This is a genomic window from Chitinophaga sp. CF118 (genome assembly GCF_900112615.1).
Lineage (GTDB): Bacteria > Bacteroidota > Bacteroidia > Chitinophagales > Chitinophagaceae > Chitinophaga.
In genome coordinates this window covers 118,400-132,863 of sequence record NZ_FOMK01000008.1, presented here as the reverse complement: position 1 = coordinate 132,863, position 14,464 = coordinate 118,400, and the positions used below count along the sequence as shown (strand labels likewise).

Here is a 14,464-nt window from a genome sequence, read left to right as displayed (position 1 = left end):
CCTTTCAATCTTTTGGAGTATTAAAAAGGTATCATAGCATAGATAAATAGTAAAAGCCGGGATAAGACTATCCCGGCTACCACTTATACCTACAACTAACGTTTGTACTATTGGCTATTTATGAACTACGGTATCATAACACTCTTCATGTCCACTGTATGAGCCGAAAATATGCCCAATGCTCCATTAGAAATATTACTTGGCGGATTATTTGGTGCAGTGCCCCCGCCAGGGCCGTTATCAGCCATCAGGGCCAGTGTAGTGTAAAATAATGCCACTTTTTTATCTATACATTGCATTTTTATAGAGAGTTCATCTCCGCGCTTCAGCTTTAAGTCATCATCATTTATTTCCAGCTTGAGGATATTTACATTGCCATTCCTTACTTCATCATTCAGGACCAGGTGCTGATTGATGAGTTTATTGTTTACTGACAACACAAACCGGTAATTATTACCTTTTGTAATTGGATCTTTGTATACAGGTATTAAATTTCGTTCAGTATCACCGGCAAAAAGAACTTGCTCCACCTTAATAGAATCAAATGTAACATGTTGTGGCATGGTGCTTTGTGCAGTGTACACCTCGTTTTCTACTTGTACAGTCAGTGTATAGGTTCTCCCCTCTTCCCCAATCAATGCATTAGTACGGTACATTCCATTTTGTTGCGGAGTAAGAATTTCGTTGTATCCTGCATCATCGCTGATGGTAACTATGGCGTTATCAATGGCAGGATAAGTGCCGGTGTCCGGCAAACTGATGGACTTTGTGATTCTTACAAAATACGGCCCGGCCTCATTGGTAATGTTGCCTTCTATAATGATTCTGGATTGATTTCCTTTGTATTTCAATTCCACTACTTTTTCGCAACTTGTGAGAACTAAAGCGATGAATATTATCCTAACAATATTTTTCATTTTTACTTTTTTAGAAATTGAAATTATAACTCACACTGGGTACCCATTGAAACAGTGACGTTTGTACAGCGTCTATTTTTTTCGGATCAGACTTGTTTTCTTTAAAAGTTATGCTGTATGGATTGCGACGGCCATATACGTTGTAAAGCCCAAAACTCCAGGAGCTATGTAATTTCCCTTTGGAAGGTCTATCGTAAGTAGCACTAACATCTAATCTGTGGGTGGCGGGCATCCTATCGGCATTTCGGTTGGCATATTGGTATATCACCATATCATTCAAAACATATTTTCCCGTAGGGAATGATACAGCATTTCCTGTGGTGTATATAAATGTACCGGACAATGTCCATTTTGAGGAAAGCGTATAAATGCCTACTATTGATAAGTCATGAGTACGGTCCTGCTTCGCATTATACCATTGTCCGTTATTAATGCCGTTTATTTTCCTTTCAGTTTTAGAAATGGTGTAACCAACCCATCCCGTAAGGGTTCCTTTTTTCTTTTTCAATAAAATTTCCAACCCATAAGATCGGCCTTTGCCGAAAAGCAATTCGCTTTCTATATCCGGTACCGTATTTATATCAGCACCATCTCTGTAATCAATTTGGTGCTGCATAGTTTTATAATACGCTTCTGTATTCAATTCAAATGCATTGTCGTTTAAATTTTTACTAAACCCGGCACTCACCTGGTCGGCTACCTCGGGCTTTATGTTGTAACTGTTTCCAATCCATTGGTCGGTAGGGCTGCCGCCTGTAGAATTGCTCATCAGGTGCAGATTTTGAGTGTTACGGGCATAACCAATTTTTATACTAGCGTTATTGCTCACCCTGTAGTTCACAGATAATCGTGGTTCCCAATTGGAATAAGTCTCGCCGATTTTTCCTTTTTCTAAATGTATGGTATGAATGAGTTGATTATCCTTGTAAATATTATATGCATCGCCACCTAAAACATTGTAAAACGAAAACCGAATTCCATAGTCGAGATTAATTTTGTCAGATGCTTTCCAGGAATTGCTTACATATACCGCATTTTCTAATCCCTTACGACTTTCTTTATTACTTACAATATCTGTTCCTACTGCTTTTGTGGGAGTAATGGTATGGTGTATCACATTAAAGCCAAAGCGTACCGTATTATTAGCATTTGCATAAAGAGTAAAATCCTGCTTCAGGTTCAGATCTTTGATATGGGAATTAAAATTTGTTTCACTACCACCGCTTTTGAAACCAACATTGAAATCATAATTACTGTAAATGAATGAAGTATTGGAAAACAGTTTGCTGCTCAATACACTGTTCCATCTTAATGTACCTGTAGCATTGCCCCATTTACTTCCGAAAATTGAAGATACAGACAGTACATCTTTGCCAAAATAGCCGGAGAAAAATATTTTATTCTTATCATTGATTGCCAGGTTTGCCTTTACATTCAGGTCATAGAAATACAATTTAATGTCTTTCAGATCTGATGAAAGTCTTGCGAAAATATCTGCATAAGTCCTTCTGCCCGAAATAATAAACGATGATTTTTCCTTTTGAATAGGGCCTTCTACTGTCAACCTGCTGCTGATCAATCCCAGTCCGCCACTTACCTTGTAGTTCTTGTTATTACCTTCCTTCATTTTCACATCCAGTACCGATGAAAGACGGCCACCAAACTGTGCCGGACTATTACCTTTAATAATAGTAGCATCTTTGATGGCATCGCTATTGAAGGTGCTGAAAATACCTAACATGTGCGATGCGTTATATACAGGTGCCTCATCCAGCAATATCAGGTTTTGATCAGTAGCGCCACCTCTTACAGAAAAGCCATTGCTTCCTTCACCGTTAGATTTTACACCTGGCATCAGCTGAATGGTTTTTACCAAATCTTTCTCACCAAATACTACCGGTAGTTTTGCAGCCATTTGCATATTCAGCACCTCAGTGCCCATGGTAGCTTTGGTAAGATTATCATTGTCTTTTTTTGTGCTTATTACTACTTCCTGCATACTGGTTTCGTTAGCCAGGTTGATGCTTACCGTAACATTTGATTCCAGTGAAACCGGAATCAATTCCTGCTTGTATCCAATATATGAAATACGCAATGTGTACTTGCCTTTGGGAAGCGAAAGGGAATAAAAACCATACTCATTAGTGACTACACCAACATTGATTTTTTCTACTACCGCTACGCTTGCTCCTATAAGAGTTTCTCCCGATGATTTTTGTTTCACTGTTCCGCTTACAGTGAATTTTGATTGTGCCAGCAATAGCGTTGTACTAAATAAAAGAACGAAGTTTATTATTAGTGTTTTCTTATGCATAGTTGTGAATTAGAATAATGGTTTTTGATTTCATATTTGCATTCGTGAATCATTTTTATGATTAACGATACAAATATGAAATCAAAAAACGCTTTATAAAAAATTATGAGAAGAAGGGAAAGAATTAAGCGAAGAATGTATATGAATCTCCCGGTAGTTATCGGAACATCACCAAAAGAGAAGATTATTAAGAAGAATAGCGGTTAAAAAACTCATCGGTGTAAGTTCTTCCAATAGGAAACTCCTGGTCGCCGATAAAAATAGTAGTCCCTCTCACAGCCTCTATTTTGCTGAATGGCAAAATGAAACTTCGATGCACACGAATGAAATCAGTCGAAGGTAGTTTCTCCATCATGTCTTTCATAGGTATCCGGGCTACAATAGTTTTACGGTCTTTAATAAAAATTTTGAGATAATCAGCCAATCCTTCAATGTATAGAATATCAGCTAAAGGAATTTTTACCAAACTAAAATCGGCACGAATAAAAATATTTCTATCCGTACTTTGGTCTTTTTTATTGATATAGTCAAAATATTCCTGAGCCTTAGTAATGGATTGCGTAAAGCGTTTCTGATTGATGGGTTTAAGCAGATAGTCAATGGCGTTTAGTTCGTAACTAACGGCCGCGTATTCACTGAAAGCGGTAGTAAAAATCACCATTGTTTTTTGCGGCAAAGACTTTACTAAATTAATTCCTGTCATGGAAGGCATTTGTATATCGCAAAAAATTAAGTCGACAGGGAATTTGCGTAAATACTTTAATGCTTCGCTTGGTTGGGTAAAAGTTTTTTGCAAATTTATACTCCCACTTTTATCGCACAAGGATTGAATCACTGTAAGTGCTAATGGTTCATCATCTATGGCAATAGCGTTTATCATTGTAAGTTGATATGCAAAGAAACAAAAAAATCTTTTTCAGTATCATTAATTACCAGCAAATGTTTTGATGGGTAAATTAAATTAAGGCGATGTTTTGTATTCTCAATTCCCAATCCGCTTTTTTCAGAAATATCCCGCTGAACAGTCACTTTATTATTCACCACACTTAACTGAAATTCTGTTTTATTCATTGTAATTTCGATTCTGATGTGGCTTTTTTGTTCTGAGTTTACGCCATGTTTAAATGCATTTTCAATAAAAGGAATAAGCAGCATCGGAGCAATTCGTAAAGCGGGGATATTTTCCAAATGCTGATATTCGAGTTTCACACTTCTGTCCAATCGCATTTTTTGCAATTCAATAAAATTGCTGATGTAAGCTATTTCATCTTCCAGCAAAACAAAATCCAGCTGTGTATCTTTCATGGTGTAGCGCATCATCTCTGAAAGCTTGTCAACCATATCTGCTGTTTGGGGCGAGGTATCAATAGCTGTAGCATAAATGTTGTTTAAAGTATTAAACAGAAAGTGGGGGTTGATTTGTGACTTGAGTGAAGCAATTTGCGCCGAAAGCTTCTCGTTCTCAGTTTGCTTTAATTTGTTGTAAACCGTCCACAAAATAGATGACACAATTGATAAGAGCCACAATAAAAGAGCATTCACTATAATAACAGGAAAAACTTTTTCAATAGAAGGATTTGTTTGGGGTAATATTTCCGGGTTGAAATCGGACCAAAAAAATATAACGCCGGAAAGTAAAAATACCAGTATTATCGCCAGCAATAGTGAAGAAAAATAAAACCAGTATTTCTCTGCAAGCAGATATTTAGGTATAAGAAAAAAGTAATTGAAGTAAAAAATTATTATCAATACTGCACTTAATGCAAGACAAAGCAATAGATACTTATTGTCAGAAGAAGGGTCTAACGCATTGAAAACCTGATCGGTTGAAACGTAAGGAATGACCAGCAACATTACCCAAACTAAGGTATGTGTGGCAATGGTGAAACGTCTAATTCTCATAATTACATTGAAAATAATACCCAAAGCAAAGGTATGTTTCTTTCTCCTCAAAAAATATGAGAAGAAGGACGGTTATTTGTAGAAGTATGAGTTTTATTTTATTGCACTTTTATACTTACTTGGAGTTATACCTGTATGTTTCTTGAAAAACTTACTGAAGAAAAACTGATCACTAAACTGTAGTTGTTCCGCAACAGTGGCAACTGACAGTCCGAGATCATCCAGCATTATTTTCGCCTCCATAATCACAATTTCATCAATCATTTCACCACAGGTTTTATTAGTGATTTCTTTCACCATTTTAGTGAGGTGCTTAGGTGTTATACAGAGTGCATCTGCATAGAATTGCACCCCACGTTCTTCCCTGAAGTGCTGAAAAAGTAACTTTACAAATGATGTTAATATCTCTTCTTTCCTGGTTATTTTTACCTGTTCATCCGGTCGGTACTTTTTAAATAAAGCAGCTACTTCAAACATAAAAATATTAAAGCCATGATGTATTATTTCCGTCTTAAATGGATGCTCATATGACGGCTCCTCCATTTTACTTAACATTTTTATAATTCCCTGTAATGCCTCAGTTTCTTCTTTCTGCAACATTAAATAAGGATTATTTTGCGGGGAGAAGAAACCAAAGGAAGGTAAATGTTTTTCGCCAAACCGGGCCTGTCCAATAAATTTATGTGAAAAGATAACCACTACCACAATGGATTCATCATTATGATTTTGAAACTGGTGTATCACATTGGAAGGGATAATTATAAGGCCGTTCTTTTTTATATGGTAATTAACCAGGTTAATTTGTATTTCCACTTCCCCCTCAATTATCAGCGCAATTGAAAAATGATCTGAACGTAAAGGCCGTCCTAATATCTCCTCTTTAGGTATTAATTCATCACTCCTGAAAATGAGAAAATCTTTAGCAGTATCCTTTCGGCCAGCATCAGCACTGACATCACTTATCGTATAATTATGAATGGAAGGGGGATTGGCTTTCATAAACTTAACATGACAATTGACACGAATGAAAGATCAATTTAATTAAATTAAGCCAGATTCTGTATTCTTCTCAATCCCTATTTATGAAACTTAACAGACATTTAAGTATATTTCAATAAGTTGAGCACCAATAAAGCGATAACGACAACCTACGTTCTTGAAGATGGTCTGATGATCATACGTAATACCTGGTCTTTTGTAAAATAAGCCAGCATCCAGTTATAAAAAGTTTTAACACGGTTACGATGATTGGCTAAATAGGTTAAATGTATAAACAGCCACACCACCCAGGCAATAAATCCATTAAAATGCATTTTTTGTTTTGGCATATCTGCCACCGCCATTTTACTGCCAATAATAGCCATCGATCCTTTATCAAAATAAGTAAATGGTTTAAGGGGGTTATTACTATTTATAGCCATTAAATTATGGGCAAGGTTTTTACCCTGCTGCATAGCAACCTGTGCTACCTGCGGATGGCCTTTGCTATAGTTTGGGTCGCTGGTTAGCAGAGCAATATCACCAATAGCAAAAATGTTAGAAAATCCACTTACAGTATTGTGAGCATCCACCCTTAAACGGTTCCCATTTCCATATGTACTTTGAGGAATACCCGGAAATACCTCTCCTATAACACCTGCTGCCCATATTAAAATTTTAGCAGGTATAATTTCACCCGTAGATAACATTAACGAATCATCTACATAATCTGTTACGCGTGCGCCAAGCTTGATATTTACCCCCATATCCTGTAATTTATTATAAGTATAGGCTTGTGAAGTCTCACTCATTGCAGATAATAAGGAATCATGACTATCTACTAAATAGATACCTCCAGCATGATCAATCAATTCAGGATAATCTTTGGGCAAAATACCTTTTGTCATTTCGGCAAGCATACCGGCTATTTCTATCCCTGTTGGCCCGCCACCTACAATAACAATAGTAGTTAACTTTTTCTTTTCGGCAATATCTGGTACCCTGGTGGCTGTTTCAATTTGCTGAAGCAAATAATTACGCATATTGATAGCGTCATCTAATGTTTTCATGGGTAACGCATTTGCCTCGATGTTTTTCAGATTTAAATAATTGCTTTTAGTACCGGTAGCTAAAACCAGGTAGTCATATTCCATCTCCCCTACATCCAGCAATACCTTATTCTCTGTTGGCAAAATTTCAACCATCCGCCCTAAATAGAAGTTAATGTTCTTTTTACCCTGCAACAATTTCCGGTATGGATAGCTTATACTGGAAGCCTCTAAAAAGCCCGTTGCCACCTGGTATAACAGCGGCTGAAAAAAATTATAATTATTTCTATCAATCAATGTAATATGATAACCCGGTTTTTTTTGTAGATTTTTAGCCAGGTTTAACCCTGCAAAGCCACCACCTACAATTACTACCTTCTTTTGCTTGTGCTCCATAATTTAATTATTGATTAATGATCATTGTGCATCCATTGAAACAGCGCGTCTTTACCTTTTGTATTGCCATCGTATAGATCCAGTATTAGTGCTCCCAGCTCATCCGGATGGACATAATTATTTTGAACCTTGCTTTTTTTCTCCTTAGGATCTACATACAAATGATAGTATTCCATATTCGTATCCTTTATTTCTTCGAAAAACATTTTTGCCATTTCCTTTTGCATGCCTAGCGATAATCGGGTAAGTTTGGCCTGCTCTGTTTTTAAAGTATGATCAGTGAAATCGATACTGATGAACATACCTTGCCGGGATTTTTTTATACCAATAAAGGATAACCTGGCAGCCACAAAAAAAGCTGTTATATTTTGTTCAATAGTGCGCTCCCAATCTGTAATTTCCACCTGGTTAAGAGGTTTAGTGAGTGTAGAATTTTCAAAACAGGCAATACTTAAATCTATTTTCCCAAAACGTTCAATGATATCGTCTGTCATTTGTTCCGCCTTATAAAAATCAGGATAATCGGCCAGCATGGTGATGATTGAACCGCTGCCGGTAACTGCTTCAATTTGTTTGATCCATAACAGATCTTTTGCGCTTTGCGCGAGTACTATAACAATTGCATTTTCTTTCAACAGCATTTTTGCAATGCTTATAGCTATTGCACCTGTACTCCCCGCTAAAATCGCGACTTTATTTTTTAATGACATGTTATAAAGATTAACTGCTTGTAAAAACAATACAAATATTGGTATTAAAAAGGGATGTATCCATGTCTGAAAGTAGTAACAATATGTCTAAATGGCTCATTGAAATGCAAGCAAAATGTTAATGCGACATATACACATACTTTCACTCCTTACGGACATTTTTTTTCGATTGTCCGATCCTCAACTTTGTGCCATCAATTCAAAGAATACACGCTAAATAATCTCATCAATTAATGCACACAAGTATGAAAATGTCAATAACAACGAACACAGTACTATTACTCTTTCAATTGTCAACAGCGTTGGTAGTGTTAACTTCATGCGGAGGAAAACCCGCAGCAGGCGGCCAGGGCGCAGCTGGACAAGGAGGCCCAACCGGGCCTGCACCTTATCAATCTGCAGAAGTATACTCAGGACCAGCTACCATGTTTTACAGTTATCCTGCTACTGTACAAGGTGAACAGAATGTTGAAATACGCCCTAAAGTTGATGGCTTTATCCAAAACATATTTGTAGATGAAGGCGCCACTGTACATAAAGGTGAGCCATTATTTGAATTACGGAACCCACAATACGAAGCCGCTGTAAGAACCGCTGTTGCAGCTGTTAAAATAGCAGAAGCCGACGTTCAGACTGCAGAAATGGACGTAGAAAAGGTTAGACCCCTGGTAGAAAGAAAGATCATCAGCGATTATGAGTTAAAATCAAAGCAGTATACCTTAAATTCTAAAAAAGCCTCCCTGGCATCGGCACAAGCCGATCTGGTTAACGCTAAAGTAAATGTAGGTTATACCTATTTAACAAGCCCGTCCAACGGTGTTATAGGGACCATACCCTATAAGGTTGGCAGTTTGGTAAGCAGCACATCTGCAAACCCACTTACCACAGTTTACAACACAAATAATATTTACGTATACTTTTCTTTAAATGAAAAACAACTGCTTGAATTTTCAAGAAGGGTAAAAGGCGCAACGCTTAAAGAAAAACTGGCCACAATGGACGATGTATCATTAATACTTGCAGATGGCACTGAGTATCCGGAAAAAGGAAGAATAGTTACAGCCAGTGGTCTGATCAGTACAGAAACAGGATCAGTAAGTTTCAGAGCTAATTTCCCAAACAAGGTTGGCTTAATACGCAGCGGAAGTAGCGCCACAATTAAAATACCCGTTCAAATGGAGAATGCTTTGCTGATTCCTCAAAATGCCACTTATGATATGCAGGGCCAAAAGTTTGTTTATACACTAAGCGATAAAGATAGTACTGTAAATACCAGTGTAAGCGTATCTGCAAACCCTATAGGAAATCTATATGTGGTGGAAAGCGGTCTGAAAAAAGGTGATAAGCTTGTAGTAGAAGGTGTAGGTAATTTAAAGCCGGGTATGGCTATTAAACCGCTGCCTTCTAATGCCGACAGCTTATACGCTGATGCGGGCAAACATAAGTAGACCAATTTACTGTTAAGTTTCACACAAAACTTTTAAATATTATGCTTAAAATATTCATAAAAAGACCGGTTTTATCTACTGTAATATCGGTAATTATAGTAATACTGGGGGTATTAGCTTATTTAGGGCTACCAGTTACCCAATACCCCGAAATCGCCCCACCTACTGTTAAGGTATCAGCTACTTATACCGGTGCCGGCGCAGATGTAATTCAAAGAAACGTTATTATACCATTGGAAGAGCAGATAAATGGTGTAGAGGGAATGACCTACATGACATCTACCGCCACCAATGATGGTGATGCTACCATAACCGTGTACTTTAAACTGGGTACAAACTCTGATATAAATGCCGTAAATGTGCAGAACAGGGTTCAAAGGGCTACTAATTTACTTCCTGCTGAGGTAACCAAAGCAGGTGTAACTGTAGAGAAGCAGCAAAGTAGTAACCTGCTCATCTTTGCGCTTAAAAGTGATAATCCATCGTACGACCAGACATTTTTAAGCAATTATGCCAACATAAATCTTATACCGGAAATTAAACGTATAAACGGCGTAGGCAGCGTAGTTTCATTTGGCACAAAAGATTATTCAATGCGTGTTTGGCTGAAGCCGGATGTAATGGCGACCTATGGCATAACTCCTGCAGATGTAAACGACGCGCTTGCAGAACAAAATTTTGATGCTGCACCAGGTAAATTTGGAGAAAACAGTAACCAGGTTTTTCAGTACACCATTAAATATACCGGCCGGTTGATAGATACCACGCAGTTTGGCAACATTATTATGCGTTCCAAAACTAACGGCCAGTTATTACGCTTAAAGGATATTGCCAGGCTGGAAATGGGTTCGCTCACTTATTCATCCACTATGAATACAGACGACCAGCCCGCAACCGTTATAGCTATAAGCCAAACCGCCGGTTCCAATGCCCAGGCCATTATTAAGGAAGCCATTGCTACACTTGATAAAGCTTCCACATCTTTTCCCAAAGGTGTAAGTTATGTGTCCTTATTGAACGCGAATGACTTTTTAAGTGCATCCATAGAAAAAGTGGTGCATACTTTAATAGAAGCCTATATTTTGGTTTTCATTGTCGTTTTTCTCTTTCTTCAGGATTTTCGCTCAACCCTGATACCAGGTATATCAGTATTGGTGTCCATCATCGGTACGTTTGCCTGTCTCAGTCTGTTTGGCTTCACAATTAACCTGCTTACTCTTTTTGCATTGGTGCTGGCAATTGGTATTGTGGTAGATGATGCGATAGTAGTAGTGGAGGCGGTACATGCCAAGCTTGATGAAGGGTATAAATCAGCATATAATGCATCTGTTGATGCAATGTCTGAATTGGGCGGAACTATTGTAGCTATCACATTGGTAATGGCTGCTGTGTTTGTTCCGGTTTCGTTTATCAGCGGTAGCTCTGGCGTGTTTTTTAAACAGTTTGGTTTAACGTTAGCTTCGGCAATTATTATTTCGGCTATCAATGCCTTAACATTAAGTCCTGCATTGTGTGCCTTGTTTTTGAAACCGCATGAAGAACATGATGGAACCAGGAAAAACCTGTTACAAAGGTTTTATACTGCTTTTAATACCGGCTTTGATGCCTTAAAGGGTAAATACCAAAAGTCAATAGGCTTCTTAAGCCGCAAAAAATGGATCATTCCATCTGCAGTAGTTTTATTTACCGCATTACTGGTTTTCTTTATGAAAACATCGCCAGGTGGTTTTGTGCCCAATGAAGATCAGGGTACTATTTTCGCTGATATCAGCTTACCTCCGGGTACCTCTCTTGAAAAAACGATGCAGGTTGCCAATATGGTAGACAATATGGCGAAGCAAATACCAGTTGTTGCTAACCGGGCAAAAATAACCGGGCAAAGCATTATCAATGGTACAGGTAGCAATTTTGGGTTGCTTGTATTTAAGCTAAAACCGTGGGATGAAAGAAAGGGTATAAAAGTAGATGATGTAATTGGTCAGCTATTTGGAATGACAGCCGGAATAAAAGATGCAAAAATCATCTTCTTTGCCCCCCCAACTGTACCAGGCTTTGGTAATTCCAGCGGTTTTTCCATTGAATTACAGGATAAAACAGGTGGTAGTATAGAAAACTTCAGTAAAGTAGCCGGTGGCTTCCTGGGTGCAATAAACCAACGCCCCGAAATTTTATACGGTGCTACAGGGTTTAACCCCAACTACCCTCAATATTTAATGAATATAAACGTAGCCAAAACAAAAGAGGCTGGCATTTTAACCAGTGATCTGATGGCAACTATGCAGGGGTATTACGGTGGTATATATGCATCTAACTTTAACCAGTTTGGTAAACAATACCGCGTTATGGTACAAGCCGATGCTAAATACCGGAGCAATTCAGAGAGCCTCAATAATGTGTATGTTAGGAATGCTGCCGGTAACATGGCACCTGTATCCGAATTTGTGAACCTTACGGCTGTTAACGGGCCGCAAAGTTTGTCAAGGTTCAACTTATATAATAATATATCCGTCATTGGTAGTCCCAAACCCGGGTTTAGCAGTGGCGATGCGCTTGCTGCTGTGAGAGAAACCGCGGCTAAAACTCTGCCTGCCGGTTATAGCTTTGACTACTCGGGGTTATCGCGTGAGGAGGTAAATTCTGGTGGACAAACAGTATTCATCTATATACTTTGTATCGTGTTTGTATTCTTTTTGCTGAGCGCTCTTTATGAAAGTTACATTATACCATTTGCTGTTCTGTTCTCCCTGCCTGTGGGCTTGTTTGGCACTTACCTTTTTGCCAGGATAATGGGTATAGATAACAACATATACATGCAAATATCTGTAGTGATGCTGATTGGCTTACTCGCTAAAAATGCCATCCTGATAGTTGAGTATGCAGTTGCAAGGCGAGAGAAAGGTATGACAATTGTAGATGCTGCAATTGAGGCCGCCACAGCCCGTTTACGTCCTATATTAATGACGTCTCTTGCGTTTATTGTGGGCTTAATGCCACTTATGTTATCATCTGGTGTTGGTGCTGCCGGTAACCGTTCTATCGGCACCGGTGCTGTAGGTGGGATGTTGACAGGAACAATATTCGGTGTATTTATTATCCCTGTTCTGTACATCATTTTTCAAACATTACAGGAAAAATTCAGCGGAAAAAAGAAGCCTGATGAAACGACCGTTCATCCGGTAACTCCTGCATTGGATTAATGATCATTAATTAAATTAAGCAACATGAACTTAAAATATTTTACACATACAGCTGCTGTAATTGCAGTCGCTGTACTGATATTGCCCGCATGTAAACTAAGACAGACTTACGTACGCCCTGCTGTTGAAACAGATAGTCTGTATCGCGCCGGATATACCACAGATACTACCACCATCGCAAATTTATCCTGGAAACAAATGTTTAAGGATGACAAATTGCAGACTTTGATACAGGAAGGCATTACCAATAACTACGATTTAAAAATAGCCGTTGCCCGCATCAAACAAGCCGAAGCCAATTTGCGCCAAACCAAAGCAGCGTTCCTTCCAACGTTAAGTGTGGGGCCGCAATACACCAGGCAAAAAGTTGCTGCCACACAAGGTGGAAACCTGGGTTTTACACCAGAAAACGTTTACGCGGTAATAGGCAATGCCAGTTGGGAAATAGATTTGTGGGGTAAATTAAGCAGTGCCAAAAAAGGTTCACTGGCACTGCTTCTGCAGAGTTATGCCTACCAACGGTCTGTTCAAACGAAACTGATTGCCGACATTGCTACCAATTATTATAACCTGTTGGCTTACGATAAACAACTGGTTATAACAATGCAAACTGTAGATAACCGTAAAGAAGATGTAGAAACTAATAAAGCATTAAAGATAGCTAACCGTGTAAATGAAGCATCAGTTGCACAAAGTGAAGCCAACCGTTATGCAGCCGAGGTTACCATACCCGATCTGCAAAACAGTATTCGCCAAACTGAAAATGCACTGTGCGTTTTGACAGGAAGACATCCCGGTGCAATTCAAAGAAACTTACTTGAGGCGCAACAGGTAGACACTACATTACAAACGGGTGTGCCCGCACAATTGCTAAGCAACCGCCCCGATGTACAACAGGCGGAGTATAACGTCAGGTACTATTTTGAGCAGATCAATGTAGCCCGCGCTTACTTTTATCCTACCCTTAATATTACTGCCCAGGGTGGGTGGCAATCAGCAACCGTGGGCGATTTGTTTAAAAGTGCTACCATTTTTGGCAATGTTGTAGGAGGTTTAACACAGCCTATATTTAACAAAGGCCTGAACAAACAGCGGATGCAACTTGCCAAAGCTCAATACGAGGAGAATGTTGCAACCTTTCAACAAACCGTACTTGATGCCGGTCGCGAAGTTTCTGACGCGTTATACAACTACAAGGCAGTTGAAGATAAATCCTTAACCCGTAAGCTGCAACTTGATGCCTGGTTCAGATCTGTGGATTACAACCGCGAACTGCTTAAAAATGGTTATGTCACCTATACCGATGTATTAACATCTGAGCAAGGTTATTTATCTGCACAGTTAAGCAGCATAAACGACCGGTTGCAACAACTCACATCATTAGTAACACTATACAGAAGCTTAGGAGGAGGATGGAAATAAGCTTTGTTTGCTGACCGGGCATCATCAGCAGGGATTTTTAACAAAAGATCGCTAACCCTGCCTGGGGTTTTATAGGCAATACCTAAAATTAATTTTAAAAATAGCAGATGCCGTGCATGATAAAAGATCAT

At 38.7% G+C, this 14,464-nt stretch carries 10 protein-coding genes; 3 read left to right on the top strand and 7 right to left on the bottom strand.

Annotated features, from left to right (window positions below):
- Nucleotides 1-125 precede the first annotated feature (125 nt).
- From BM176_RS24710 to BM176_RS24680, 7 genes are all read right to left on the bottom strand, one after another.
- Nucleotides 126-917: a DUF4249 family protein gene (locus BM176_RS24710; protein WP_090107024.1), complete on the bottom strand. Its 792-nt coding sequence runs from the start codon at nt 915-917 to the stop codon at nt 126-128.
- Nucleotides 918-927: 10 nt separating this feature from the next.
- Nucleotides 928-3,231: a TonB-dependent receptor gene (locus tag BM176_RS24705; protein WP_090107023.1), complete on the bottom strand. Its 2,304-nt coding sequence runs from the start codon at nt 3,229-3,231 to the stop codon at nt 928-930.
- A gap of 187 nt (nt 3,232-3,418) precedes the next feature.
- Entirely contained in the window at nt 3,419-4,111 is a 693-nt protein-coding gene (locus BM176_RS24700) for a LytR/AlgR family response regulator transcription factor (protein WP_090107022.1), read from the bottom strand.
- On the bottom strand, nt 4,108-5,133 hold the full coding sequence (locus BM176_RS24695; protein ID WP_090107021.1) for a sensor histidine kinase: 1,026 nt from the start codon (nt 5,131-5,133) through the stop codon (nt 4,108-4,110). The genes BM176_RS24700 and BM176_RS24695 overlap by 4 nt, the downstream gene beginning before the upstream one ends.
- A gap of 93 nt (nt 5,134-5,226) precedes the next feature.
- The gene (locus BM176_RS24690) at nt 5,227-6,132 is read right to left on the bottom strand and encodes a helix-turn-helix domain-containing protein (RefSeq protein ID WP_090107020.1); all 906 of its coding nucleotides are present in this window, start codon (nt 6,130-6,132) and stop codon (nt 5,227-5,229) included.
- A gap of 149 nt (nt 6,133-6,281) precedes the next feature.
- Nucleotides 6,282-7,556: an NAD(P)/FAD-dependent oxidoreductase gene (locus BM176_RS24685; protein WP_090107019.1), complete on the bottom strand. Its 1,275-nt coding sequence runs from the start codon at nt 7,554-7,556 to the stop codon at nt 6,282-6,284.
- 14 nt (nt 7,557-7,570) lie between these two features.
- Entirely contained in the window at nt 7,571-8,266 is a 696-nt protein-coding gene (locus BM176_RS24680; RefSeq protein ID WP_090107018.1) for an SDR family NAD(P)-dependent oxidoreductase, read from the bottom strand.
- A gap of 245 nt (nt 8,267-8,511) precedes the next feature.
- Between BM176_RS24680 and BM176_RS24675 the strand changes: the two genes are divergently transcribed.
- Genes BM176_RS24675 through BM176_RS24665 form a run of 3 tightly spaced genes read left to right on the top strand, consistent with a single transcriptional unit; the run spans nt 8,512 to nt 14,333 of the window.
- Entirely contained in the window at nt 8,512-9,714 is a 1,203-nt protein-coding gene (locus BM176_RS24675) for an efflux RND transporter periplasmic adaptor subunit (protein WP_218162274.1), read from the top strand.
- 41 nt (nt 9,715-9,755) lie between these two features.
- Nucleotides 9,756-12,911: an efflux RND transporter permease subunit gene (locus BM176_RS24670; protein ID WP_090107017.1), complete on the top strand. Its 3,156-nt coding sequence runs from the start codon at nt 9,756-9,758 to the stop codon at nt 12,909-12,911.
- A 24-nt stretch (nt 12,912-12,935) separates the two neighbouring features.
- Entirely contained in the window at nt 12,936-14,333 is a 1,398-nt protein-coding gene (locus tag BM176_RS24665) for an efflux transporter outer membrane subunit (RefSeq protein ID WP_090107016.1), read from the top strand.
- Nucleotides 14,334-14,464: the final 131 nt, after the last annotated feature.

What these genes read in the sequence shown, in the direction of transcription:
- BM176_RS24710 (WP_090107024.1), bottom strand. Translation starts at nt 917, where the DNA reads ATGAAAAATATTGTTAGGATAATATTCATCGCTTTAGTTCTCACAAGT.
- BM176_RS24705 (WP_090107023.1), bottom strand. Translation starts at nt 3,231, where the DNA reads ATGCATAAGAAAACACTAATAATAAACTTCGTTCTTTTATTTAGTACA.
- BM176_RS24700 (WP_090107022.1), bottom strand. Translation starts at nt 4,111, where the DNA reads ATGATAAACGCTATTGCCATAGATGATGAACCATTAGCACTTACAGTG.
- BM176_RS24695 (WP_090107021.1), bottom strand. Translation starts at nt 5,133, where the DNA reads ATGAGAATTAGACGTTTCACCATTGCCACACATACCTTAGTTTGGGTA.
- BM176_RS24690 (WP_090107020.1), bottom strand. Translation starts at nt 6,132, where the DNA reads ATGAAAGCCAATCCCCCTTCCATTCATAATTATACGATAAGTGATGTC.
- BM176_RS24685 (WP_090107019.1), bottom strand. Translation starts at nt 7,556, where the DNA reads ATGGAGCACAAGCAAAAGAAGGTAGTAATTGTAGGTGGTGGCTTTGCA.
- BM176_RS24680 (WP_090107018.1), bottom strand. Translation starts at nt 8,266, where the DNA reads ATGTCATTAAAAAATAAAGTCGCGATTTTAGCGGGGAGTACAGGTGCA.
- BM176_RS24675 (WP_218162274.1), top strand. Translation starts at nt 8,512, where the DNA reads ATGAAAATGTCAATAACAACGAACACAGTACTATTACTCTTTCAATTG.
- BM176_RS24670 (WP_090107017.1), top strand. Translation starts at nt 9,756, where the DNA reads ATGCTTAAAATATTCATAAAAAGACCGGTTTTATCTACTGTAATATCG.
- BM176_RS24665 (WP_090107016.1), top strand. Translation starts at nt 12,936, where the DNA reads ATGAACTTAAAATATTTTACACATACAGCTGCTGTAATTGCAGTCGCT.